Source organism: Pseudomonas sp. BN606 (assembly GCF_029873115.1).
Taxonomy (GTDB): Bacteria; Pseudomonadota; Gammaproteobacteria; order Pseudomonadales; family Pseudomonadaceae; genus Metapseudomonas.
Map to the genome: position 1 here is coordinate 50,205 of NZ_SSOF01000072.1, position 23,988 is coordinate 74,192.

General features: G+C 56.1%; 20 protein-coding genes and 1 tRNA gene. 8 read left to right on the top strand and 13 right to left on the bottom strand.

Annotated elements, in window-relative coordinates:
- Window positions 1-129: 129 nt before the first annotated feature.
- A complete protein-coding gene (locus E8E75_RS14210) occupies window positions 130-1,005 on the top strand; it encodes a WYL domain-containing protein (RefSeq protein ID WP_280359246.1) in 876 nt (291 codons plus the stop codon).
- Window positions 1,006-1,235: 230 nt separating this feature from the next.
- Here E8E75_RS14210 and E8E75_RS14215 read toward each other — a convergent pair whose 3' ends face one another.
- The 3 genes from E8E75_RS14215 to E8E75_RS14225 all read right to left on the bottom strand — a co-directional run bounded on the left by E8E75_RS14215 (window position 1,236) and on the right by E8E75_RS14225 (window position 5,279).
- The gene (locus E8E75_RS14215; RefSeq protein ID WP_280359248.1) at window positions 1,236-3,365 is read right to left on the bottom strand and encodes an NERD domain-containing protein; all 2,130 of its coding nucleotides are present in this window, start codon (window positions 3,363-3,365) and stop codon (window positions 1,236-1,238) included.
- Between the two features lie 142 nt (window positions 3,366-3,507).
- Window positions 3,508-4,614 (bottom strand): XRE family transcriptional regulator, encoded by a 1,107-nt coding sequence (locus E8E75_RS14220; protein WP_043106099.1) that lies wholly within the window; start codon window positions 4,612-4,614, stop codon window positions 3,508-3,510.
- Complete coding sequence (locus E8E75_RS14225) at window positions 4,611-5,279, bottom strand: hypothetical protein (protein WP_280359249.1); 669 nt, start codon at window positions 5,277-5,279, stop codon at window positions 4,611-4,613. Before E8E75_RS14225 ends, E8E75_RS14220 begins: the two co-directional genes overlap by 4 nt.
- Before the next feature lie 350 nt (window positions 5,280-5,629).
- Between E8E75_RS14225 and E8E75_RS14230 the strand changes: the two genes are divergently transcribed.
- The 4 genes from E8E75_RS14230 (at window position 5,630) to E8E75_RS14245 (ending at window position 9,100) form a co-directional block, all read left to right on the top strand.
- Window positions 5,630-5,962, top strand: a complete 333-nt coding sequence (locus E8E75_RS14230) for a hypothetical protein (protein ID WP_280359251.1) — start codon at window positions 5,630-5,632, stop codon at window positions 5,960-5,962.
- A gap of 103 nt (window positions 5,963-6,065) precedes the next feature.
- Complete coding sequence (locus tag E8E75_RS14235) at window positions 6,066-7,034, top strand: DUF932 domain-containing protein (RefSeq protein WP_124984798.1); 969 nt, start codon at window positions 6,066-6,068, stop codon at window positions 7,032-7,034.
- A 75-nt stretch (window positions 7,035-7,109) separates the two neighbouring features.
- Entirely contained in the window at window positions 7,110-8,114 is a 1,005-nt protein-coding gene (locus E8E75_RS14240) for a lambda-exonuclease family protein (protein WP_280359253.1), read from the top strand.
- Between the two features lie 92 nt (window positions 8,115-8,206).
- Window positions 8,207-9,100 (top strand): hydrolase or metal-binding protein, encoded by an 894-nt coding sequence (locus E8E75_RS14245; RefSeq protein ID WP_280359341.1) that lies wholly within the window; start codon window positions 8,207-8,209, stop codon window positions 9,098-9,100.
- Window positions 9,101-9,446: 346 nt separating this feature from the next.
- Here the strand turns inward: E8E75_RS14245 and E8E75_RS14250 are convergent, their stop codons facing one another.
- The gene (locus E8E75_RS14250) at window positions 9,447-9,794 is read right to left on the bottom strand and encodes a helix-turn-helix transcriptional regulator (protein ID WP_280359255.1); all 348 of its coding nucleotides are present in this window, start codon (window positions 9,792-9,794) and stop codon (window positions 9,447-9,449) included.
- A gap of 176 nt (window positions 9,795-9,970) precedes the next feature.
- On the opposite strand from E8E75_RS14250, the gene E8E75_RS14255 reads away from it, so the two are divergent.
- Entirely contained in the window at window positions 9,971-10,984 is a 1,014-nt protein-coding gene (locus E8E75_RS14255; RefSeq protein ID WP_280359258.1) for a hypothetical protein, read from the top strand.
- 596 nt (window positions 10,985-11,580) lie between these two features.
- A complete protein-coding gene (radC, locus tag E8E75_RS14260; protein ID WP_280359260.1) occupies window positions 11,581-12,075 on the top strand; it encodes a DNA repair protein RadC in 495 nt (164 codons plus the stop codon).
- 194 nt (window positions 12,076-12,269) lie between these two features.
- Here radC and E8E75_RS14265 read toward each other — a convergent pair whose 3' ends face one another.
- Both E8E75_RS14265 and E8E75_RS14270 read right to left on the bottom strand, forming a co-directional pair.
- The gene (locus tag E8E75_RS14265; RefSeq protein ID WP_124984804.1) at window positions 12,270-12,464 is read right to left on the bottom strand and encodes an AlpA family transcriptional regulator; all 195 of its coding nucleotides are present in this window, start codon (window positions 12,462-12,464) and stop codon (window positions 12,270-12,272) included.
- Between the two features lie 34 nt (window positions 12,465-12,498).
- Window positions 12,499-13,176, bottom strand: a complete 678-nt coding sequence (locus E8E75_RS14270) for an inovirus Gp2 family protein (RefSeq protein WP_280359264.1) — start codon at window positions 13,174-13,176, stop codon at window positions 12,499-12,501.
- A 429-nt stretch (window positions 13,177-13,605) separates the two neighbouring features.
- Here E8E75_RS14270 and E8E75_RS14275 point away from each other — a divergent pair, with 429 nt between their 5' ends.
- Complete coding sequence (locus E8E75_RS14275; RefSeq protein WP_280359266.1) at window positions 13,606-14,502, top strand: hypothetical protein; 897 nt, start codon at window positions 13,606-13,608, stop codon at window positions 14,500-14,502.
- Window positions 14,503-15,105: 603 nt separating this feature from the next.
- Here the strand turns inward: E8E75_RS14275 and E8E75_RS14280 are convergent.
- From E8E75_RS14280 to pheT, 7 genes are all read right to left on the bottom strand, one after another.
- Window positions 15,106-16,539 carry a DUF4263 domain-containing protein gene (locus E8E75_RS14280; protein ID WP_280359267.1) on the bottom strand — a complete coding sequence of 478 codons (1,434 nt, stop codon included), beginning with the start codon at window positions 16,537-16,539 and terminating at the stop codon, window positions 15,106-15,108.
- A gap of 137 nt (window positions 16,540-16,676) precedes the next feature.
- Window positions 16,677-18,395 (bottom strand): ATP-dependent helicase, encoded by a 1,719-nt coding sequence (locus tag E8E75_RS14285; protein WP_280359269.1) that lies wholly within the window; start codon window positions 18,393-18,395, stop codon window positions 16,677-16,679.
- Between the two features lie 8 nt (window positions 18,396-18,403).
- A complete protein-coding gene (locus E8E75_RS14290) occupies window positions 18,404-20,203 on the bottom strand; it encodes an AAA family ATPase (protein ID WP_280359270.1) in 1,800 nt (599 codons plus the stop codon).
- Between the two features lie 581 nt (window positions 20,204-20,784).
- A tRNA-Pro gene (locus tag E8E75_RS14295) sits at window positions 20,785-20,861 on the bottom strand.
- Window positions 20,862-20,948: 87 nt separating this feature from the next.
- Window positions 20,949-21,305, bottom strand: a complete 357-nt coding sequence (locus E8E75_RS14300) for a MerR family transcriptional regulator (protein WP_016493505.1) — start codon at window positions 21,303-21,305, stop codon at window positions 20,949-20,951.
- Window positions 21,286-21,588 carry an integration host factor subunit alpha gene (gene ihfA / locus E8E75_RS14305; protein WP_003282572.1) on the bottom strand — a complete coding sequence of 101 codons (303 nt, stop codon included), beginning with the start codon at window positions 21,586-21,588 and terminating at the stop codon, window positions 21,286-21,288. The genes E8E75_RS14300 and ihfA overlap by 20 nt, the downstream gene beginning before the upstream one ends.
- 3 nt (window positions 21,589-21,591) lie before the next feature.
- Complete coding sequence (pheT, locus tag E8E75_RS14310; RefSeq protein ID WP_153917133.1) at window positions 21,592-23,970, bottom strand: phenylalanine--tRNA ligase subunit beta; 2,379 nt, start codon at window positions 23,968-23,970, stop codon at window positions 21,592-21,594.
- Window positions 23,971-23,988: the final 18 nt, after the last annotated feature.

Below are 23,988 nucleotides of genomic sequence, written 5' to 3' on the forward strand. Positions count from 1 at the left end.
GCTCAACACTCCCTAAGTCCGGAAGCCCAATGGGGCCGCTTGAACGTCGACCTCAAGATATGTAGCTTTAGATGACTCATCTAGAGTGTTTACGTGTACAGGTAAAGTTTTCGAACAGATGGAGCAGCCATGAAACGCAAGCAATCAATCGAGTCCGTGCGCTGGGATCTAGCGCTGCGCTATCGCCTGATCGAAACCGTGGTCTGGTGGGAAGGCCGCCTGACCACCAACCACCTGATTCAGAGCTTCGGCATCAGCCGTCAGCAGGCGTCGAAGGACATCAACTCCTACATCAGCGATTACGCGCCAAAGAACCTGGAATACGACAAGCATCTGAAGGGGTATGTACCCAGTCGGCACTTCAAGCCACTGTTCATCGACGACAGCGCCAGCGCCTATCTGCACCTGCTCAACCACAACCATGACCGCGCCCCTCATATCGAAGGCCTGGCACTGGCCTACGCGCACACCGAGGTGCTGCAGGTACCGGATCGCACGGTACGCCCGGAACTGCTGCGCCCGCTTCTGCGCGCCTGTCGCGAGGGGCTGCGCCTGGAGTGTGAGTACGTGTCCTTTACTACACCGGATGCCGAGACACGCTTGATCGCTCCGCACACGCTGATTTACACCGGCATGCGCTGGCACGTACGCGCGTACTGCGAGAAGAATCGCGATTACCGGGACTTCGTATTAAGTCGCTTCCGCGGCGCGCCTGAGCTCATGGATGACCCGTCTTCCAATGGACGCGACCAGGATGAGGGCTGGAGCACTCAGGTGGCTGTGGTGATCGAGCCGGACTCACGACTTAAGCCGGAGCAGAAGGTGATCATCGAGACCGATTACGGGATGCGAGAGGGTCAGTTAGTGATCGAAACGCGCGGTGCCCTGGTGCAGTACGTCCTGCAGCGCTACCAGATCGACCCCACCAAGGTGCATGCCAAGGCCACCGCTCAGCAGATCGTTGTAGCCAACCTGGATGAGCTTCAACCCTGGCTATATCAGTGAAGTGCTGTTAACGGTTCTATTCGACCGATCCGCCATAAGCCATGCGCGCCAGCCCCACAAAAGCGGGTACCAGCCCTGCGAGCAGCAAGACCTCATAGAAAGAAAGCAACGTAGTCATGGCACAGCCTCCTTCGGGGTAGTGCCTGGACTATGACCCGATGCAGTAACGAAGGCGATCTGTCTACTTTTCGTCTGTAAACAAAGCGGACAGATGTTACAAGCACTGGACTCTAGAGCACACCCAGCCAAACCTCATTGCTTTCAATGATCCGGACAAACGCCTGAGCGCTGAATCCGTCCGGATAAAGTGTGGCTATCTCTTCTCCTGCCTCAGCCTCCTGTTCGAACCCCCTCAGGTGGTGCTGCTCGTCACGCAGTGCGACTTCGATCACCTCACGTGATACGACTGGAGGACCATCAAGCACCTCCCCGTCCAGCTCAATCGAGGTGTCCACAACCCAGGCGTGCAAGTCCGGCAACGGACCGGAGATCCCCAGTCCCAACTCGTCACGCAAGACAGAATCCTCCGTTAATGCTTGAAGCACCGCCGGACTTTTATGCTTCAACTGCCTGGCAGCCTTGCGTAACGTGTTTGTGCGGTGAAGCCAGACTTCGTGACCGTTGGAACGGATAAATCCTGATTTGACCTCAAGCAAAAGCAGCACGCCCTCGAGGCACGCCAGCAGATCAATCTCCCCCGCATCTCCCTCATCCTTGCGAGACGGCTGATAACCCACAACGACGCGGAAACCTCGCTGCCGAAGAGAAGCAGCCAGTTCGTGTTCGACACGCTCTGTTTCGGAGCGAAGCTCAGGTCTACGCGCCTCCACGCGACGCAGATTATTCACCGCGGCAGTGAGGCTGTTCTGTCTTCCTGCAATCCAGGGAAACTGAAAGCTGAAGCGCCCCACCTTGTAGAAAGGCCGCTCGTACAGCCTGGGCGTCGGTTGATTTGGAGCTTGCTTGATTTGCTCGGACAGCGCCTGAAGGTCACTGGTCCAGAACTGCAGGATAGCTTTGGCGGCCTCCGGGTCGCCCGAGGGATGCTTATCACTGACCGTCCAGGCGCGGATCCGCTCCACTTTCTCCGGCAATTCCGACCAGGTCATCGGAAAGCGATTCTCTCCCTGCAGTAGCCCCTCAAAAGCCAAGCGGCCCAGTGCCGCTATGGGGTCATCAGAGTCAGCCAGGTATCGGCGATAGGGCTGCAGATAGGCCTGTTCGAAAAAAGCGTTGGTCAGCTCACTGGCCAGCATGGCGTGGTGCAGCGAGACATCCGTGCCGTTTCTGAGTCTGATACTTTCGCCCAGCCCAAAAACCACCTGCAGATAGAGCTGGCTGCAAATCGCTTTGATGTATGCGAGCTGGTTGGCTTCATGGTTTTCGGCGCTACCAATCACCTGCCCTGCCAACTCAGAAGCCGCAAAGACATCAACCGCGCGACGCATCCAGTAGTACCACAACAGCTGGCTTTTTCGCTCAGTACGCTGCCAGCGCAGGGTACCCTCGTCCGTTTTGTTGAAGATGACTGACTGCCCTGGCTTGAGCTGGTAATCGCATTCACTATCGAAGCAAAACCAGTCGATGGAACGCTCGTAATCAATGAGCTCTCGCGTTGCCTCGATCATTACGCCGACCGTTTCCAAATTCACAACGCATTCCGCGCCCTCCCCTGGCTGCGGAAACAGTATCGACGACAGATGCTGCCTCAACGAACGGCCAAGCACATCCGTAGAAAGCCGAAAGTCAGACTCACTACAAGTCTTCAGCTTGCGCAGAATGATCCTCTCGTAAGCAACCCAATCCATGCCTGCAGGATCGTCACCAGCCTCCCCGAGACGGGCATAGGCCAGTACGCTGAGATAGGAAAGCAACTCCAGCAATGACAGCGACTGCAATTGCCGCTCAGTGCTCTTGATAACCGTATCAAAGGGCTCTAGCTGCAACAGCAGACGCTCACAAACTCCGAAGAACGTCTGCCACTCCTCGCAGGTGCGGTTATTTTGAAGCTGAATCCAAATAGGCGAGTCCCGGCGTGTGAAAAGCTTGGAATAGCGAATAGCCCAGCGCAGTTGAACGGGGTGATAAACAGCCAGGTGATCCAGCAGCTCAAAACTGATCGCGTCATCAAAATGCAGCACACGCGCAAGCGCAAGACTGGCCAGAGTAGCTCCCTCTACATTTGCGGGGTGCCACCAGAAATCGGCTGCAGCCAGTCCAGATGCACGATTTCTCTGGGTGTACTTTCCGCTTGGTCGCTGGTCGAGAAAGTCATGCAGACACTCATCAAGCGCAACGCCGGAAGCGAGGTAGCGCGCATATCCCGCGAACTGTGTCTGGTAGTAGTCCTTACACCGCATGTTAGGAGGCACCAACGCTCACCCCTGGCATAGCACCGAAGTCCACCGACCAAGAGTGGGATCTGTAAGCCTATCAATCAAACGCAATACGGTTGGCCCTTCGATTGAGTTCTACCCCCGTTGCCTCAGTAGCATCGAACTCTCACTTGACCAACCGTAGCCCTGCTCCACCGCGAACCTCAAAAGCTCTAGCATCTCCAGTACCAGGGACAGCCACAGGTGCCATACCAAACAAGATCGGCGTCAGATCTGCAGATGAAACACTCAACTCTGATGCAATGGCACTGAGCGATTTGCCCTGGTCTCTGGCGAGCCCCAAAACCTTCTGCAGCACTTGCGATGTTTCTCGGGGAGAAGGATCAGGCTCGTTAGTTCTTGCCCCCATACTGGCAAGCTCAACACAGAAGCTTCGATAAACCCACTCGGTCAAAATCCCGACTTTTCCCAAGCGGTAGGCAAGAGCCATAGCGGAGACGTTCCAGATCTTCTTCATCTTGATGACATCCGCCACGGACCTACATTTCCACCCCTGAGCCAAAATGGTCTGCTTAGGCATCAAGAACGCCGAAGCAAAGGCGTTTGCTTCGTTCTCAACCTCTTTACCCTTGTTCTCGCCATGCCTGTGCAGAACCAAGTGCCCCAGTTCATGGGCGGCGTCGAATCGGCTGGCTTCAGCCGATTTCTGCGTGTTCAGAAATACGAAAGGCGTTACGCCTCGACGCCAGCAAGAGAACGCGTTGACCTGGCTCGTTTCTTCGGCCAGGGAAAAAACACGTACACCTTTCGACTCAAGAAGGTGAACCATGTTCTTTATAGACAGTAGCCCCAGCCCCCACTCCGCACGCACAGTCTCCGCAGCGGCTTCGGGATCCATGCCAGAACAATCTGGAACAGACGCTTCTGGCAGATGAAATTTGCTGTCGATCCAGTCGCTGAGCATATAAGCAATGCCGCCCGCAGCGAGCGCTGCATCTCTCTGTCCAGCAGTCATACGAGAGAACGAACGGAAACTGGCGTTCTCATCAGTAGGCGCGTCGACATCGACACCGCTGAAAAAGGACAGCGGAAAGCTAAGAGCCTGGGCAATGCTGCTCAGGCTCTCGTGCGACGGAATCAAATCACCGCTTTCGTACAAAGATATCGTTTTGCCACTTAAAGATGTGGCATCTGCTAGCGACTTCTTTGTCCATCCACGGCGTTGGCGGGCGAGCACTAATCGGGCCGGATTGAAATCGCTGGTCTCGGTCATGATCTCGGTGTAACTGGAATGTCGATATCGGGAGCTGTATCAGATCCGTGGTTGTCTTCTGGGGCATCCAGAACGAGCGCCGGCATGATAAAGCGCGGATTCCAGTCGTCAACCTTTCCGTTTTCGCCGATGGTGATCGGGCGCGAGAGTTCGTAATGAACCGTGCGATTCTCAAGATCAACATAGAACAGAAGGATCCAGAGCGTCTGCTCACCTTGTTGATCGTCGATGAAAATCTGTCGACTGCGTCGCTCTACAGGGAACAGATCGGCCTGCCGGGCGTTGTAGGACACGCTTTTAGTCGTGCGGTTACCACGCTTGTTCCGAGTCTGCGGATTTTTGACATACGGGTTACCTGTATTGTGGTCACCGCAAGCAACCGTTACAGCATGCTTACCGTCGAGAGAGACCACACGCGGCTGATTACTTGGGTCAGCAGGTTTCCACCCCTTGGGAAGCATCTGTTGTCTAAAGGCTTCCGTGCCGAAAATCCAAGCCAGGGTGCCATCTGACCCCTTGGGCTGCAGCGGGCCAGCCAAAGATGCGGACCGAAAGCACTGTAGCGCTGTAGCTTTGAGATCCGCGGCAGTTATGCCCAGCAGTTGCTCAATGGCCTGTTCGGGAGGAAGGTCAGCTATGCGATGAAACGGATTGCTCGGCGCCATAGGGAGTCTCTCGTGTCGAGTTCCGGTTTTTATACATCATTTGATGTATAAAAAAAAGAACCCTCCAGCTATCCTCTCTTGCCTTGCCTCCCAAAGGCCATGGACACATCCCAAGCTGAGAACATTTCCAAGCTGCAATGATCCCGCACAGCGCGCTGAACTACCGCTCACCTCGGCAATTCACCCTTCTGATGCAACTCCGGTACCGCAGGATAGGCCCAGCTGTAGCACAGCCTTGGGTCAGACCAGCTTCACCGACCAGATATAACTGAATTTCAGACCTGAATCATTGAAGGGAAGACGGGTGCGTAGTGCCCTCTTCAGCCCTTCCCTTCTCAGGAGTCTGAACGATGTCGATTAACTGCCCTTCCTGTAACTCTGCGCGCGTCACAGCACGCAACCATGCCCGCAAAATCGGTGGTGCAGCCGGTGCCGTAGGTGGAGCCGCTACCGGCGCGGCGAGCGCTGCAGCCGGAGCACAAAGCGGTGCTGCCCTGGGCGCAGTCGCTGGCCCCATCGGGGCGGCCTTGGGCGGCCTGGCTGGTGCCATCCTTGGTGGTTTAGCGGGCGGCGCGGTCGGCAGCCTCGCCGGTGCACGCATGGGTGAAGAAATCGATGCCCGAGTGCTCGATAACTTCGAGTGCCACGCCTGCGGCCACATATTCTCCATCAGCGATCAGTAGTCCCTTCTGCGGTTTTTGGGCGCGCCCCTCATTCAGCCCTTTTCACACCGACTCGGCACTCGACTGCCGGGCGATAGCTAGGCCCTCTGGCAAGGAGATTTTTATGGCTCACCTCATCGAGCAAATGGCTTATGTCGGCGCCACGCCTTGGCATGGCCTGGGCAATCAGCTCACTCAGAAACAACCCCTTGAAGTCTGGCAGCGCGAAGCCGGTATGGACTGGCAGATCCTGGAAAGCCCCGTGCACTTCAAGTCAGACGCGATTGGCCATCTCGGAACGATCCACTCGTTCCCCGAGCAGAAGGTATTGTTCCGTTCGGACACCAAGGCGCCACTGTCGGTGGTCTCCCAGCGCTACCACACCGTGCAACCTCGCGAAGTGCTGGAGTTCTACCGGGATCTGACCGAGGTCTCCGGCTACGAGCTGGAAACCGCTGGCGTACTCAAGGACGGGCGAAAGTTCTGGGCGCTGGCGCGTACCGGGCAAGGCGCTGCACTCAAGGGTAACGACCAGGTCAACGGCTACCTGCTGCTGGCCACCTCCTGCGATGGCACCCTGGCTACCACAGCCACGCCAACTACCGTGCGGGTGGTATGCAACAACACCCTGACCATCGCCCTGGACGGCACTAGTCGCGCGATCAAGGTGCCGCACAACACACGCTTCGATCCCCAAGCAGTGAAAAAGCAGCTCGGCATCGCCGTCTCGCAATGGGACGACTTCATGTACCGCATGCGCGCGCTGGCCGAGCGTAAGGTGCAGTGGCATGAAGCACTGGGCTTCTTCATGAACGTCATGTGCGAGACCAGCCCGACCGGTGCGCTGCCCGAACATCTGCCCAACGAGCGCGCCCTGCGCAAGGTGCAAGAGCTGTACGAAGGCCGTGGTCGCGGTAGCCAGCTGGACTCAGCACGCGGCACCGCCTGGGGCCTGCTCAATGCCGTGACCGAGTACGTCGACCACGAGCGCCGTGCGCGTAGCAACGAGTACCGCATGGACTCGGCCTGGTTCGGCCAAGGCGCGCAGATCAAGCAGCGAGCCCTGGACGCTGCGCTGCAGCTCGCCGCTTAACCCACTATCACATCAACCCTCGCGCCCGGCCGGCCTTGTGCTGGCCGGGCGTTTTTATGTCTGCAGGTGAGCAATATGAAAGCAACGTCATTGAACAGCAGCACCCGCAAGAAACGCCCTGCCCTGCGCCTGGTCAGCACCAAGGAGCTGCCACGCGAGGACTGGCTGCAGATCCGCAAGCAAGGTATCGGCAGTTCGGATGCCGCCACTGCGGTCGGCCTGAATCCCTACAAATCGCAGCTGGAACTGTGGTTGGAGAAGACCGGACGCGATGCTCGCTTGCCGAAGGCTGATCCCCACGATGAGGTAAGCCCGATGTACTGGGGCAATGTCCTGGAACCCATCGTGGCCTGGCACTACAGCAAGCGCACCAAGAACCGCGTACGACGCATCAACGCCGTACTGCAGCATCCCAATCCAGAGCTGCCCTGGATGCTGGCCAATATCGACCGCGAGGTAATCGGGGCCGACGACGTGCAGATTCTCGAATGCAAGACCGCCGGCATAAACGGGGCACGCCTCTGGAAAGAAGGCGTGCCCGAGTATGTGCTGCTGCAGGTCATGCACCAGCTCGCCGTCACCGGTAAACAGGCTGCGGATGTCGCCGTGCTACTCGGCGGCCAGGCGCTGGAGATCCACCGCATCGAGCGGGATGAGCAGATGATCGCTCGCCTGATCGAGCTGGAGCGCAAGTTCTGGCAGTACGTGGAGACCGACACGCCTCCGCCGGCCGATGGCACCGCATCTGCTGAAGCGGCCCTGCGTTGCCTCTATCCCGAAGACAACGGCCAGGTCATCGATTTCAGCAGCCATGCCGGACTGACCGCCGCCTTCATCGAGCTCAAAGCCGTTCGCCAGTCGATTGCCGACAAGGAGAAGCGCGAGGCCGAGCTCAAGCAGATGTTGCAGCAAGCCATGGGCGATGCCAGCCGGGCTGAGTTCGCCAGCGGCTATGTCAGCTGGCGCAAGGCCAAGGACAGCATCGGATTGGACGTCGTCCAGTTGCTCAAAGACAAGCCCTACCTGCAGGCCAAGTACCCGCTGCTGAAACCCGGTGCGCGGCGCTTCTTGGTCGGCTGAATCCAACCGCTTCCATCTGTTCCCTCCCCCTTGGCCAGTCCGTGCCGTTCACGCTGCATGGCTGGCCTTTTTTCGTTTCCAGGAGAACCACCATGTTGAAAGGTCTAGCTCTGACACCCCCGGTGATTGGGCGCATCTCCATCGGCAAAGTTGTTGAGAAGAACGGCAAGCGCCTGCCGGAAAAGGATGATCAGTTCACCATCACCTCCCAAGTGCAAGGTAAGGATGGCTGGCTACTGCACCCGCTCAACGACCAGCTGCGCCAGGGTAAAGAAGACAAGCTGCGCAGTATCCCGATTCGCCTGATGTTCAACGAACCCGAGCTTAATTTCCGCGCCGACTACACCCTTTTCGATCGGCAAACCGGGCGACCGGTTTGTGTGGGTAATGGGGAAACCTGCAAGCGCATTGGCCAGGATGGAATCCAGTCACTGCCCTGCCCCTCCCCCGATGCCTGCCCACTGGCCAAAGGTGGCGCCTGCAAGCCGTATGGCCGACTGAATGTCGTCATTGGCGATGATGATCCGCTGGGCAGCTTTGTCTTCCGTACCACTGGTTTCAACAGCATTCGTACCCTCGCGGCCCGCTTGAAATACTTCCAGGCCATTTCAGGCAACCGTCTGGCCTGCTTGGCGTTGGAGCTGCGTCTGCGCGGCAAGTCCACCCGGCAAAGCCATGGCACGCCAATTTTCTACGTGGACATCACGCTGCGTAGCGGTATGAGCGTGGAGGAGAACCTGCTGGCCACCAAGCAATTGGATGAGGCACGGCAATCAGCTGGCTTCGATCAGCGCGCGCTGGATAGTGCAGCGCAACAAGGGTTAGGCAATGGCACCTTTGAAGACAACGAGGAGGACAGCGGCGCCATTGTCGATGAGCTCTTCCCGCTCACCGAGCCAGCGCCCGCCATCAGCGAGCCCTCATCCTCACAGCGCATAACCCTGGCCGCCAAGCTGGAATCGCTCAGCAGCGAATCGAGGCCCTAACCCATCAGGAGACTCACCATGGAAACACGATGTCTGATCTGCGAATCGACCCTGGTCATCACCAAGGCTCAGGTGCAAGCATTCTCGCTTCTGTTGGGAACCTTAGGCGGCTTCTTGGACGGCTTTTCGCAGACGCGAGACCAGCGCAGTGGACACGGAAACCGCAGTACCGGCGAAAACTTTCAGACCGGACTGGAGCTGGTTACAAGTGCCGTAGAAAGCGCTACCTCTGGGTGTGCCCAAAGCTGGGAGTTCGCTCAGGACGTTCAGCGTTATCACTTCGGAGAATTCGACTGCCTTTGCCTGCGCTGCGGTGCACGTTTCGACCAGCACCTCAGCGATACCGTCACGCCCCAGCCAGGCGATCCGCCAACTGCTCGACCATCCCAAGAATCAGCTGGCGATCCGCAGGTGCGACCGTAGCCAGCAGGCGGCTGATTCGCTGGGCCTGGTCATCGGCTCGCGGACTTGCTTCTGTCAGCAGGTCCGCGGCCTCGCACTCGAAGATGGCAGCAAACTCCAGCAAGCGAGAAATGTTGGGGATGACGATACCCCGCTCGATGCGGGAAACCGCCTCGCTGCCAATACCAAGCCGCTCGGCAACGTCCTCTTGCGTCATACCCACGCGGACACGCTGCTTGGCAATCGCTCGACCTACAGCTTCAGCCAAGTGCTTCTGATCAATCTCGGACATGTCGCCTCCCATCTCGCCCTGGATGGTTGGCGAACCACTTATTGACATGAAGGACCTAAAGAGTTGAATCTCAACCTCTAATGCCTACACACGACTTAAACAGCTAGGGAATCACCTCTGCAGGATGCAGCCCGCTTCAATCCCCCCCTTTCATTTTCAGACCATTCGAGGATCACATGAGCCTGCGAAAGATCATTCTCGTGCCATTTCTGCCCCTGGCTCTGGCCGGATGCAACGACGCCATCGATACCGTCAAGAACGGTCGAATGAAAATCAACGATCAATACACCGTCGACCAAGCATTCAGTAATCGAAGCATTTGCGACAGCGTCGATTGGAACGTCATCACCGATGATAGAAACAGAGAACTCGTCCAGTACAAATGCCATATCACCGGCATCGAGTCGTACTACGAACGGGAAAAACAACGCACCCGGGAGAACTTACTCAGCGGCTTCGATATGGAAAGACGTGCTGCTCAAGTCCACTTGGAACCGGCACGCATGGAGGTGGAGGCAGCCGAAAACGCGCTGAATAAACCGCGTCCTACCAGCAGTGTCTCCTTGGACAGCGACCAGCTCAATGAGCTGCTGGCCCAGGAGGCCTTGCTCACCGAAAATCCCCCTTCACGATCGCTTCAGAACTACACCGGCAGCCCAGAGGTTGCTGAAGCCGCGCAGCGCTACTTCCTCAGCTACGTGCGTGACCCAGCGTCCCCTCAATTCGCCGCGCACAAGCAGAACGAACGGGAGCTGCTTCAGACCATGGAGGCCGCACGCGCCAAGGTGCAAGTCGATATTGACGAAGAACGCGCTCGCCTGAGCGAAGTCCAGAACGCTCGAGGGCAAGAATCTGTAGCTTATGCTCAGCAGCGCCTGGATCGGGCAAAAGAGCTTTATGAAAACCTGCAAAACTCCGTTGCCACAAAGCTTGAAGAGCTGGATGCCCAGCACGCTGCCAAGCTGAAGCAATTTGACGATGCCGCCACCATAGAGTCAGTGGCCGAGGTCTTTCAGTGGGTCGTAAAGGGAGAAGAGATCAAGCTCGTTTGGTCGGGACTGGAAGGCACCTACAGCGACGGGCAGGTCAAGACGTTCGGCCATATCAATCGGCTCGGGAGCCTACAGGCCGTCTACAGCAATAGCGCGGAAACCTATTCAGATCTGCGCCAAAAAGCGCCCCTGATGTAGGCATGCTCATGAAGCTCCTGACAACACTTGTCCCGGTACTGCTACTGGCGTCATCGGTCAACGTCCAAGCCAATGCCTACTGCGACTCCAAACGATCTGCCTATGAGGTTGAAACCTGCTATCGACAATCTTTGGAGGGGCTCAAGAGAGCTGTCGACAAAAGCCTAACCAGGATCGCCAGCAGCCCAAACTACAGTGAGGCAACCAAGCAGAACGTCCTGCAGGAGCAGCAAGCCTGGGAGCAAAAGGTGCAAGGCAACTGCCAGAATTACGCTTGCGTCGAGTATTAATTCCAGGGCCGGCTGCTTCAGCTGGGTCGAGTCAAAGAGGATCCAGCACCGTCTGCGCTGGATGCCGACGAGTGTTTGGACGCCTGGATTGCAGCCTATCGCCAAGAAGAAGGTGACGAAGTTGCGATCATCCACGACCAGATCACCGAATGGCAGCAATGGTGTAGCGAAGGCCGCTTGCCCTGATGAGCTACTGACACAGCCGACCTGAAATACCGGTTCCGCGTAACCCCCTCAAACCGCCAGATCAGTCGAAGGTCTGGCGGTTTTTTTATGCCCCTGCAAACACAGCCGTATGGAGGTCCTATGACTGCCAAGTTCAAGGCCGGCGAGTCCGCTGGCACCTACATCGCCGATGCACCTGTGACCGAAGCCGATATCGTGCAGATGGCACAACGCCTTGCCAGCAAGCGGCTGCGCAAAGGCCAGGCCTTGCATCAACCCAAGGAAGTATTCAGCTACCTGCAGATCCTGCTGCAGGACTATGAGCACGAGGTATTTGCACTGCTACTGCTGGACTGCAAACACCGTGTCATTCGATTCGAGGAGCTGTTCCGCGGCACCCTGGACGGAGCCAGCGTCTATCCCCGGGAAGTCGTCAAAGTTGCGCTGGAACACAACGCTGCAGCCATGGTGTTGGTGCATAACCACCCTAGCGGCGATCCGGAACCCAGCCAGGCAGATCGCGTACTGACCAGTAGACTCAAGCAGGCCTTAGAGCTGGTGGGCGTCCGCACGCTCGACCACATTGTTGTGGGGGCTGAAGGATGCGTATCGCTCGCCGAACAGGGATACCTGTGAAACTGCGCCGGGTTTTCCGTGAAGACACACGTCGAAATTGATCTGCACCGGATAGATTCAGCGTGGGCAGCGTAGCAGCTGCCCACGCCGATCCATGCCCGATATTTTTTTGCCTTGAGAGGCCAAGGCCTAGAGGTATCCCTACACCAGCAGACGGACGCGATGACAACACCATCTGCGATTGCATCGCAGGGCTACAGTGATGCCTGGCCATCTCGTTCCCGGAGCCGGGCCAGAATCCATTCCTGCACCTCGGACTCAACCCACGCTACAGCCTTGCCCCCCAATGCAACCGAGCCAGGGAAGCTCCCCTCCTTCATGACCTTGTAGACAGTAGAACGGCCAAGTCCAGTCAGTCGCATCACTTCTTTCAGTCGAATCAGTCTCATGGTCGGCACTCCGATAATTAGTCCATGAGATGGCTCAGGTGTGTGCAGTTTGAAGACGACGAAGCTGGCTCATGCCAAAGTTGCGCTGCCCGTCCCCATACACCTTGCTTCTCTTTTTGGCGAAGTAGCTCAGGCGGTAGAAGACCGCCCGATACTGCTGCTCGAACAGCTGATGCTGAATCTTCAACGGCGATACGGGCCGCTGTGGGAAGTGAACTCCACTCCTTGCGACGAACCAGTCCAGGCCCAGTGCCACACCCCAGGCTTTGTAGATACGACCCGCAAGCATTTCATCATAGTTGCAGCCTGCAGGATGCAATTTCGAGTAATCGCCCAAGGTGAAGTAGGCATCGCGATTCAGCATTAGCGCTAGGTGATAATGCGGCTGGCTCGCGTCGTTCCACTCGCGCACCCAAACATAGCGGAGCATCGGGTCGTAGGCTCTAACCCCTAATGCTGGCTTAATGGACTGGTCATGCTCAAGCTGGCTCTTAAGTGACTCGATGAAGCCAGTTATTGCCCCTTGAGGCAATATGAATCCTCTGGGTGCTTTTAGGTCAATCCGAATAACCGTCCAGCGCGAATGCATGAGCAAGCTATCCAGCAGTAAGAGGCAGATATTCTTCAGATAGTCTGAATTAAGATCGCTGAGCGCCAACTGAACAGGAAAGCCTCGCCATTCAGTTGCGCTAGGTGGTGGTTGAATGTACATGAGTAGCTCCTATGATGGTTTCATAGGAGCTCTCTGATCAGTAGATATTCACAAACGCTAGATATACCCCCTCCTAATCAATATTAATAATAACTAACCAACATAAAAACACCCACTCATCTAAGGCAGCCTAAGGCAGGACTAACTCCAGCACCTCACTCACCTCGCAGCAGCGCTCCGCACTTATTCCGAACCACGCAGCTCACCTCAGCAGGGCGATCTCTGGTTGGTGTTTCACACGTCCGCATTTGGCTTTTAACATCAACTCCAGCACTGAGTAGGTTTAGGATGGCTAGCGAGAGCTAGGCATGGCTAGCGACGAAAACGTCCGTTTTTGGCCGCTAAGCAAAAGAAATGATCATCTAGAAAAATGCTATAAATATTACTAGTAAGGCATATCATTTCAAAAACCAAAAGGAATAAAAATAAATGAAATCAGATTTTTTAGGAATAAAAAAAGAAACTGTGAACGAACTTATGAGCCGACTTCGCAGATCAAAGTTAAGCAAAAGGGAGATAATTTGGATATTAATCTATTTCAAATCAAAAAAACCCTCTTCCATGAGCAGCGAAATTATAGACCTCCCAAATCTAGACCAAGCAATATCCAGCATGATCGTGGTAAATCCTCGCAGTTTACCGTCAATTAATTCAGGCCTTTGCAGAGAGCTTTTAGAAGAAAAGGCATTAACCTGGGTAACCGAAGACAAAATACAACACGACTGGATTAAAAACAAAATAGACAAGACACCAACAAGTAAAAATATCAAACCAAGAAACCTCCACGAAATAGCTCCAACAAAAATTACAAGCAGAGATTTCTTGATAGCAACAATTGACACATGGAACATAGAGCTATCTGAAAAAAACGACATCGTCGCAAATCTTAAAAAAGAATGGCAATCCAAGAGAAATCCATATAACCACTTTAGCTGGGCCTTAAATGCAGACGAAAGCTACATATCCACCTGCATATGGGACTGGATAAAAAATAACAACACCCACATCCAACCTCTACAGACAGCATTCAGAAGCATCGAAGATGTGATGCAGCATTTTAATCAAGTATCGATCAGCGAATACGAACTGGAAGCCATAAAAAAATACGCAAAAAACCGTTGGTATCAAAAAACCTATAGAGAAAGTTTAAAAGGAAAAAAACAACAAAACCTTCTGCTTTCGGAAAAAGCAATATCGCGACTAAAATCGCTATCCAAGAAGCATGGAATTAAGCGCAATGAAGTAATTGAGCTATTGCTCAAACTAGAAACAGAGCAAAAGCTCTACCTTAAGCAAGCGTTAAAAACTATGCACATTGAGGATTAAGCCCCCGCCGGAAGTATCACGACAATAGGCTGAAACGATGCCCGCTGATCTTAGGCCCACCCAAAACAGCCTCCCGAATCACAGAGCGTGTTCTAGCGCTAGGCTGACGTTATCAAGCACTTAGATCGCGGCCGGCGACGAGCAACATCGATGCTTTGCCACATTCAGGTATGTAGGCAACGACTGAGATGTGATCACGTCGACGACCTATTGGCCAAGCTGAGACTAAGGGGTCAAGGCCAGTAGTAGCACAAGCTAGGCGCGCGGCACCCGCTTTCGGTCGAAAGTTGACGACGGCAATAGGCAGGAACCGGTCAGAAGCAACCAGCCGCCAAGACAGCTAGGGCAGGCCGTCTCTTCGGCAGGATCATCCGCCCGGCTCGATCTGGCGCCAACCAGACACTGCTGCCATGATCTCTCCTCCGCTGCATTACTTCACTCGGCCCATTCTCAAACGCTGACGTCTGCTGCATCGAGTGGAGCAGACCGTGGGGCCATCTTTCCCGGTAAGGCGGCTGAGCAGGGTGCGATAGAGCAGGCCGATAACCGCGCGCAATTCACCTGCGGAGAGAAGCGCTGGCCTGTGATAGCTGCGTAGCGCGATCAGATTAAATCTTGCTCAGGCCCTGGGGTCAGGTATTTCTTCAGAAATTCCAGCTTCGCGAGAAGTTCGTCAAAAGTGACGACATCCACGTCCTTGCAGGCGTTGCGGAACACCTCGAAACTGCGCAATTGAATCGGATCGGTTGGCAAGGTTCCTGCGACGACCACGCACTTGATGGCGTCGGCGCCTGACAGCTGCATTCCCGGAGTGTCATGCCGATGTTGCATCCAACGTTGCTTGAGTTCACTTTGCTGGAACAGGACTTGAGTCACCGCTCCAGAGAGCTCCGAGTTCGGTCCAAATACTTCCTCTCCGCGGTAGGCCTTGGCTCGCATCAAGATCGTCTCTGGTGTCTTGATTTCGACGATGGCCAGCGCCTGGCCATGCTCCTTGAATAGGAAGTCACCGATCTGGGCCCCCGATCCGGTCAAGGTGGACCCCTTGGCATGAAATTGCGTATGCGCCAGCTCGACAGGCCGAGCGAACGCCAAGCTCAGGACAAACTTGTTCACCTCAAAGAATGTCTGCCAGACAGATTCGGTGAATTTGCTTGCGAGCTTCGCTCTGAATGCTTCGATCATCTTGGCGAGGGTCACCCGTTCGATCTCAGCATGCAGCATCATCAACTCCCGAGGAGCCTCAGTCACCAACTCATAGAGTTGCTTGCGTACAGCCTGCACATTGGACCTACGCTCGGCACGCTCCCGGTTTGCGGCTTGCCTTGATCCCTCACGTCGAACTTCGACCAGGGGCGGAGCCACCCGCACTGTTCGCTGGAATCGCTCGGGGTCAATCCGGTTGAGCACATCGTCGTGCACAAGGCCTTGCTTGCTTTGGCGGATTAGCTGGCGGCCGTTCGTCGTGATCCTATTGAAGCCGCGGCGCAGCTTGTCGAGCTCCTCAACACTTACGGAGACTACTCCGTCGCCCGCGTACTGACCCGGGTGCTGGCTAACTACTAGGATCGTTGCATTCGGAATTCGCGAGAGGCCTTGCCACACCTGGTCAAGATCCCTGTGCAAACCGAGGCCGTACTCCGGAGAATCAAAGAGCTTCCAAGGTAAATGCATTTCAATATGACTCGCCGCAGTGGCTGCGTCATCTGGCAACTTGGTGCCGACTTCATCCGCATAGATGACCGTCGTAAAACGACCATTCTTTGGCGACAGATAGCGCTGTGCATGCGGGTTCACATGGATAGGCCGCATGATGATCTGGTTTGGAGTGATGGAAGCCAGCAGTGGCCATTCGCTCTCAGGCGTTGCATGCCAAGTCCGAGTCTCAGCATCCGCAAGCTCGTATGTCCGCAGATAGAGTTTTCGTACAGGCGCGTCCGCCTCAGTCACGGCTTCCAGGCGAAAACTCGCCTCCATCACCTCCTGATCACTGAATGTCTGTGACAGTGCTGCAGCCCCATTGGATCCTTTGGCCATATGGCAATCCTTCGTTGGAATGGTTAGCTAACGCCCCAAACTGGACGGTTACAACAGGCACCAATCGGCCAGAAACAGACGACCTAAATGATCAGACTTGAGCCAGCAATTACCGGTCATGGCGACCGACACCTTACTTAGAGCAAAGGGCTTCTTCGCTGCCCTTTTGGAGTCAGAATTGTCGCTCGCTGCATCGCTCGAGTCACGGCTACTCGCATGGTCAAACGGGCTTGCCTTTCGCGCTCAGCGGAGGCGTTGTCAGTCAGGTATCGGCCTTTCATCAGTCCTTCGTAAAGAAGGACTTCGGTGAACTCCTTGCCCTTTGACTTGTGCATGGTCATCAGGTGGACACCTTTCCACTCCTTTGTCGCAGCTTGGAAATGCTCCTGCAGAAGTGCATCTCGAACGAGGCCCTCGGCACCGGCATAGCTCTGCGTGTTCCTCCAAACTTCCCCTAGACGGCCACGCAGCAGAGTTCCTTTGCCGAGTAATCGAACAAAGCGACCATCAGCTGCGATCTGTTTAATTTCAGCGCAGGCGCTGGCATCCAAGAGCTTGCGCACGGCGATCCAGTCGGCGGCAGGATCGCCCGACAGTTCTAACTGCATACGCTGCTGCGAGATTTCCTGCGCAGCCGCCAATACCCTTTTATGGGCAATTTTCTTCAGCTCCTGCCCTGCGACCACACCGTCTATGGCGTTGACAAGATCTAAGTTTGGCTTGCTTGGCTTCTTTTCTCCTCGCCGGCCGCGGACGTGGGCACACAGATTCCCGAGTAGTTTCAATGTGATCGATTCGGCATGGGGTCCCCCCTCCAGGAGGGCCGCAATGGTCACCGCAGCCAGAGCAGCAGCTTCTTGGTCGAACGCCACGTCATGAGGAATCCGTGGTAGCTCATCAGCATCGCTGGAGAGGTAAGCGGATACCTCTGCCATGAAGTCTTTACTCGGTACGAGGATGGTCAAGGACCAATCTCTGCCGGCCTTCAGCAAGCGGCGTATGATGCCGATCACGACCCTCTTGAAGTCTACGTGCAGCTGGCCTTTCCGGGGGGTATACGTTTGCACCGCGACGCTCTTGTAGGCCTTGCCTTTATTCACCCCATTCATTAGGTCGTTCCCGAACTGAACGATGTCCGTTCCGTTGCTTCGGTGGTTCTCTAGTCCAAAGTTGAAAACGTCCGGATTGAAAGCATCTTGGTATTCTTGGATCCGGGCCGCACTCGCTCCGCGGAATTCATAAATACGTTGCTCAGGATCAGCTAGCGCCATGATTTGGCTGTGCGGCGTAAGTGCGCGTATGAACCGCCACTCATCTTCGTTCGTGTCTTGGAACTCATCCAAGATGATCAGGGGATAGCTTGATCCGTAGATGCGCTGCAGCGCTTTACTGCTCTCAAGCAGCAGGGCTGCGTTGCTCGCGAAAAGGTCGAAATGAAGCAACCCCTCCTCTGCCAGCAGCCGATGCTTTTCAGCCTCTCGCTGATCCTCGGGAAGGCTGGACAACCGAGATGCTGCCTCTGGCGGGGGTAGAAGAATTATGGGGCTATCTGCGCGCAACAGATACCCATGGCTGCGCAGTAGCCCCCAGGTGAAACCATGGTAGGTATTGACCTCAAGCCTGCCGCGCTCTAATGCCGGCAAAAGCTTCCCCGCATGTTCGGCTACCCTCGCGACAGTCGCCCTGGCGAAGCTGAGGAAAAGCACCCGCTGACCGGTTTTCAATTGCTGCTCGCCGATCAGCGCTTCCGCTTTTAGTAGGGCTACGGTGGTCTTTCCTGACCCAGGTCCTCCAAGGACGAGCATATGTCTCGGACAGCCGATAACCGTGTTACGAGTGTCGTCTAGCTCCAGCATTGCCGCTCCTAGATCAAATCAAGAACTTCGTCCAGGAGATCTGGAGCAGTTGGCTTTGGGGGAATGACTGTCGCACAAATATTGGCCAGCGTGCCTACGATGAACGGAGGCAGCTGGCCTTGATTGGTGGCAGTGCAAAGTAATGCTGCAGCGGCTCCATCACCTTTCCAACGTTTCAGCAGCACGCTCAAGATCGCCTTTAGCTCGTCAACGGTGGTTTGATCTGTTGGTACCCTTTCTCTGAGGTCTGATGGCCAAGATTCGCTGGCGACCAGATCGGCAGCATACTTGCGAAGCACAGCCACATCAGTTCCGTTGAGAACGACATTCTCGAACCCTGTTTCGGGAGCCTCGTAAGGGAAGTCAACCGACTCGGTAATAGCCTGCCGCTGTGCCGGCTCTTGCTGGTCGAAAACTGCGTACACCGTTTTCCCTAAGCCACGGTAGTAAGCCCCCATAGCAGCTATCTGAGAGTCGCTGCCGGCATCTAGGATGGGGATACCTAATGCCTCTAACGGCATGAACCGGTTAGGATCTTCCTTGTGGAGCATGCGAGCCACTGCGGGCCAGGCATCATATTCAGTGCGTCCCTCTGCAAGAAGCACACGCCGTGCAAGCAAGGCTTCACAGACCCGCTGCCGGATATCTTGCCTATAGAGCTTGGCTTTGATGCCAGGTGGCATCCCGGCCTCGCGTGCCTGCAGATGCCCTTCCTCCCGACTAACTACGACGATCTGCTGTGGCGTGAATTCTTCAAGAACGTACGGAGAGTGCGACGTGAACAGGGCTTGGGCTGACTTACCTCGGACGCCATTGATGATGCGTTTTTGGATATGGGGAGGGATGGCAATTTCTGGCTCCTCCATCGCAAAGATGACGTTCTGCTTCAGCTCCGCGATGAGTGATAGCAGAGCCAAAACCATCATGTTTATCGTTCCGGTGCCCTGGTGTTGAAACGGGGCGGCATGTTCGCTGCCGTCGCTACGTTGAGCGCCCGTGGCCATGAACACTGTGAGTGTTCGACGGAGGGACTCTCTCGTGAGGTCAGATACCCGCATAAGGGGATCAGTACCGCCATCTGACGGCATGTAATTCCTGATAGAGGCCTGCACACTTGAAAGGATGTTGCTGATCCCAAGCTCCGGCTTTTCGGCAACCTCAAGGTTGCGAAGATCGACAAGCAAGTCCTCCCAGATCTTGAAGTTCTTTTCCTGCTGCAACCTCAGAATGATGTCGAGCAACGAACCCCGTTCTAGGCTTAAAGCTCGACTTCCGGTGCGCACGGTCCGAAGGTAAAGGAACCCGCACTCCCGTTTGTCGGTGTTGCGAAAGGCATCAAATGTGCCGTCCTGCTTTGCAGGAGACGCGAAGTACGTTGAGCCGGTGAAATCATCTTCCTCGGCGTCATATCCACCGGTGAAACCAATGCGTAGGCAGGACTGGACACCTTCGGCATCTGTCCCCTGAGCGGGAGGTCCCTCGAGAACAGCAGAGTGCTCGTTATCCCACCATTCAAGGTGGTCTCTGAAGCGCATTTCCTGGTCCGCATTCAACCCGGTAATCACGAGTTCAATGCTAATGGGGACAGGCTGCCCTTCGGGACCGATGTATTCGCTAGCGTAGAAATCGTGCTCATCAATAACCGGGCGACGTGACAAGCGCTCCGGCCCCAGAACAAGGTCGATAGCCTCGAGAAGAGTGGATTTCCCTATGTTGTTGTCGCCGACGATCACCGCATGATCAGGAAGCAGAATCTCTGCCGCTCTAATCCCGCGAAAGTTTTCTACTTTCAAGCTTGCAACACGCATGTCATCCCTCTTCCCTTGCGCTGATTTCGATCCCATCCCAAGGATAGCGTCTAAGCAAGCACATGCTGTTGATTACGAAGGGGTAATGAAACGTGCCGATGACTCTCAATGTAGGCATGGGCAACATCTCGCCTAGCAGTCAACCCACAGTAACGCCTGTTGATAGGCGAGCCCGGCGCCGTTTAGGAGTTTCGTCGGTATCTGTTGAAAAGACCGCTCTTGGCCGATAGCTGAAACTGACCGATTGCAGGTATCGTGATGCCGTAATCGGCCCTCGCAGCTACCCCAGCTCTTAGGGTAGAAAGCGCGCTGCATCAAACTAGAAGCACGAAGTGCGCATACGAAGCGGAAACTGAATGCTGTAGAGATGCACAAACCCAGGACTCCCAATGGCAGCACAGCAGAGAAGCTGAGCCCTCGCCCACTGGACAAAGGCGGCTGATAATTAACCAGCCTTTCGCTCGATAGCAGCACAAAATCCCGGTGGCACAAAAAGTGGCACAAAATTCGGCAACCACACAAAACACCCGCCCATAAAAAAATCCAGTCACCGCTAAGTGACTGGATTTTCTAGGGATTTTTGGTCGGGACGGAGTGATTCGAACACTCGACCCCTTGCACCCCATGCAAGTGCGCTACCAGGCTGCGCTACGCCCCGACGTTTTCTAGCTCGCTCCGGATCGCCGGAAGCGGAGCGAACTATATCTTAAGCTTTTGAATTGTGGAAGGTTTTTTTAAAAAAAATTCACTTCCGCAACACATGGAGGACGTCCTCAAGCTCGGCAATCATCTGGCGGATGAGCTGCTTGTACTGGGTGGTGTCTTCCTTGGCTTCGTCCCCGGAGAGGCGCTGGCGCGCCCCGCCGATGGTGAAGCCTTGATCGTAAAGCAGCGCCCGGATCTGCCGAATCATCAGCACATCCTGACGTTGGTAGTAGCGCCTGTTCCCGCGCCGCTTTACTGGGTTGAGCTGGGGAAATTCCTGCTCCCAGTAACGCAGCACGTGGGGCTTGACTGCGCAAAGTTCACTAACTTCGCCAATAGTGAAGTATCGCTTGCCTGGAATGGGCGGTAACTCGTCGTTATGACTTGGTTCCAGCATAAGCTTCGACCCTGGCTTTGAGTTTCTGCCCTGGACGGAAAGTGACCACACGGCGAGCCGTGATCGGGATTTCCTCTCCTGTCTTCGGGTTTCGGCCAGGCCGCTGACGCTTGTCGCGCAAGTCGAAATTGCCGAACCCGGACAACTTCACTTGTTCGTTGTGCTCCAGCGCCTGACGGATTTCCTCGAAGAACAGCTCCACCAATTCCTTGGCTTCCCGTTTATTCAGGCCAAGCTCTTCATAAAGACGTTCAGCCATCTCAGCTTTCGTCAGAGCCCCCATACGCTACTTCCTTAACGTGGCATTGAACCTGTCTTCCAGCGAGGTGACGATGTTTTGCGTTGTGTTGTTCACCTCATCGTCAGTAAGAGTGCGCGATGGATGCTGCCAGGTCAAGCCAACCGCCAAGCTTTTTCTAAGCGGATCAATGCCTTTACCGTGATACACGTCAAATAGCCTGAGGTCAGTCAGCCATTCGCCAGCAGCCTCACGGATGGTTGCGAGTACCGACTCGGCGGCGACGTCGCGATCCACCAGCAGGGCAAGGTCACGACGCACTTCAGGGAAGCGCGACAGCTCACTGAACTTCGGCAGCTTGCCTTGCATCACTTCGGCCAGCACCAGCTCGAACATGTACACCGGTTGATCCAGGTCCAGGGCCTTTGCGAGTTCCGGATGCAGGGCACCGAGGAAGCCGACTAGCCGCCCTTCTCTTTCGATGCGAGCGGTCTGGCCCGGATGCAGGGCGGGATGCTCACCCGGTACGAAGCTGAAGGCGCCCAGGTCACCAGCGGCACCGAGGATGGCTTCTACGTCTGCCTTGGCGTCATAGAAGTCGACGGCGTCGCGGCCGTTGGCCCAGCCTACCGGCAGACGGGAACCGCAGAGCACGCCAGCCAGCATGGGTTCCTGCTTCAGGCCTTCGAGTTGCCCCACAAAACGCAGGCCGCTTTCGAACAGGCGAACGCGAGATTGCTGACGATTGAGGTTGTGCTGCAGCGCACTCACCAGCCCCGGCCACAGCGAGGAACGCATGGCGGCCATATCAGCGGAGATGGGGTTGGCCAGCATCAGCGGCTTCACGCCCGGATTGAACAACTCGAACAGCTTCGGATCGATGAAACTGTAGGTGATGGCTTCGTGGTAACCACGGGCGACCAGTAGACGACGCAGGGCCGGCAGCTCAATGGCACCTTCAGCGCGCGCACGCGGAGCCAGACGGGCTTGCGGGTAGCGAACCGGCAGTCGGTTGTAACCATAGAGACGGCCCAGCTCTTCGATCAGGTCCACTTCAAGGCTGATGTCGAAGCGGTGGCTCGGCACATCGACACGCCACTGGCCGGCACCATCGGCGGTGACCTTGAGGTCCAGCGCGGTGAGCAGACGCTCGATTTCGGCGGCGTCCATTTCCATGCCGAGCATCTGGGTGATGCGTTCGGCACGCAGGGTAACCGGAGCTACGCTTGGCAGGCTTTCCTGGCTGACGGCCTCGATGATCGGACCCGCTTCGCCACCGACGATTTCCAGCAGCAGGCCAGTGGCGCGCTCCATGGCTTCGCGGGCCAGCTGGAAGTCGACACCACGCTCGAAGCGATGCGAGGAATCAGTATGCAGGCCATAGGAACGGGCCTTACCGGCAACGGCGATGGTGTCGAAGAAAGCGGCCTCAAGGAACAGGTCGCGAGTCTTGTCGCTTACGCCGCTGTGCTCACCACCCATAACACCGGCGATGGCCAGGGCGCGAGTGTGGTCGGCGATGACGAGAGTGTCAGCGCGCAGGCTAACTTCCTGGCCATCCAGCAGGACAAGCTTCTCGCCCTCCTCCGCCATGCGCACGCGGATGCCGCCGTTGATTTCGGCGAGGTCGAAGGCGTGCATGGGCTGACCGAGCTCGAGCATCACGTAGTTGGTGATGTCGACTGCGGCGTCAATGCTGCGTACTTCGGAACGACGCAGGCGCTCGACCATCCACAGCGGGGTCGGGCGGGACAGGTCGACGTTGCGGATTACGCGACCGAGGTAGCGCGGGCAGGCAGCCGGAGCAGTCACTTCGACCGGACGCACTTCGTCGTGGGCAGGAGCAACAGCAGCAATTTGCGGACGGGTGACCGGAGCAACGTAGAGCGCACCCACTTCACGGGCCAGGCCGGAGAGGCTCAGGCAATCGCCGCGGTTGGGGGTCAGGCCCAGCTCGATAATCACATCATCCAGGCCCAGGTAGGCACGAATGTCTTGGCCTACCGGAGCATCGTCAGCCAGCTCCATCAGACCGTCATGGTCATCGCTGATCTGCAACTCGGAGGCCGAGCAGAGCATGCCATTGGACTCAACGCCACGCAGCTTGGCCTTCTTGATCTTGAAGTCGCCCGGCAGTTCAGCACCGATCATGGCGAAGGGGATCTTCAGGCCGGGGCGCACATTCGGCGCACCACACACAACCTGAAGCGTCTCACTACCGTTACTCACCTGGCAGACGCGCAGTTTATCGGCGTCGGGGTGTTGTTCCGTGCTTAGCACCTCGCCCACGACAACGCCACTGAATGCACCGGCTACGGGAGTAACGCTGTCGACTTCGAGGCCGGCCATGGATAGACGAGCGACCAGCTCATCACGGGAAACCTGCGGGCTGACCCAGCTCCGCAGCCATTGTTCACTGAATTTCATCCTGCTCTCCTAAGGGAT

Excerpts from the sequence above, each read along its gene's own strand:
- E8E75_RS14265 (WP_124984804.1), bottom strand. The coding sequence starts at position 12,464 with ATGAGACTGATTCGACTGAAAGAAGTGATGCGACTGACTGGACTTGGC.
- E8E75_RS14255 (WP_280359258.1), top strand. The coding sequence starts at position 9,971 with ATGAGCCTGCGAAAGATCATTCTCGTGCCATTTCTGCCCCTGGCTCTG.
- E8E75_RS14220 (WP_043106099.1), bottom strand. The coding sequence starts at position 4,614 with ATGACCGAGACCAGCGATTTCAATCCGGCCCGATTAGTGCTCGCCCGC.
- E8E75_RS14285 (WP_280359269.1), bottom strand. The coding sequence starts at position 18,395 with ATGCTGGAGCTAGACGACACTCGTAACACGGTTATCGGCTGTCCGAGA.
- E8E75_RS14235 (WP_124984798.1), top strand. The coding sequence starts at position 6,066 with ATGGCTCACCTCATCGAGCAAATGGCTTATGTCGGCGCCACGCCTTGG.
- E8E75_RS14245 (WP_280359341.1), top strand. The coding sequence starts at position 8,207 with ATGTTGAAAGGTCTAGCTCTGACACCCCCGGTGATTGGGCGCATCTCC.
- E8E75_RS14280 (WP_280359267.1), bottom strand. The coding sequence starts at position 16,539 with ATGGCCAAAGGATCCAATGGGGCTGCAGCACTGTCACAGACATTCAGT.
- E8E75_RS14290 (WP_280359270.1), bottom strand. The coding sequence starts at position 20,203 with ATGCGTGTTGCAAGCTTGAAAGTAGAAAACTTTCGCGGGATTAGAGCG.
- ihfA (WP_003282572.1), bottom strand. The coding sequence starts at position 21,588 with ATGGGGGCTCTGACGAAAGCTGAGATGGCTGAACGTCTTTATGAAGAG.
- E8E75_RS14275 (WP_280359266.1), top strand. The coding sequence starts at position 13,606 with ATGAAATCAGATTTTTTAGGAATAAAAAAAGAAACTGTGAACGAACTT.
- E8E75_RS14300 (WP_016493505.1), bottom strand. The coding sequence starts at position 21,305 with ATGCTGGAACCAAGTCATAACGACGAGTTACCGCCCATTCCAGGCAAG.
- pheT (WP_153917133.1), bottom strand. The coding sequence starts at position 23,970 with ATGAAATTCAGTGAACAATGGCTGCGGAGCTGGGTCAGCCCGCAGGTT.
- E8E75_RS14240 (WP_280359253.1), top strand. The coding sequence starts at position 7,110 with ATGAAAGCAACGTCATTGAACAGCAGCACCCGCAAGAAACGCCCTGCC.
- E8E75_RS14250 (WP_280359255.1), bottom strand. The coding sequence starts at position 9,794 with ATGTCCGAGATTGATCAGAAGCACTTGGCTGAAGCTGTAGGTCGAGCG.
- E8E75_RS14225 (WP_280359249.1), bottom strand. The coding sequence starts at position 5,279 with ATGGCGCCGAGCAATCCGTTTCATCGCATAGCTGACCTTCCTCCCGAA.
- radC (WP_280359260.1), top strand. The coding sequence starts at position 11,581 with ATGACTGCCAAGTTCAAGGCCGGCGAGTCCGCTGGCACCTACATCGCC.
- E8E75_RS14215 (WP_280359248.1), bottom strand. The coding sequence starts at position 3,365 with ATGCGGTGTAAGGACTACTACCAGACACAGTTCGCGGGATATGCGCGC.
- E8E75_RS14270 (WP_280359264.1), bottom strand. The coding sequence starts at position 13,176 with ATGTACATTCAACCACCACCTAGCGCAACTGAATGGCGAGGCTTTCCT.
- E8E75_RS14210 (WP_280359246.1), top strand. The coding sequence starts at position 130 with ATGAAACGCAAGCAATCAATCGAGTCCGTGCGCTGGGATCTAGCGCTG.
- E8E75_RS14230 (WP_280359251.1), top strand. The coding sequence starts at position 5,630 with ATGTCGATTAACTGCCCTTCCTGTAACTCTGCGCGCGTCACAGCACGC.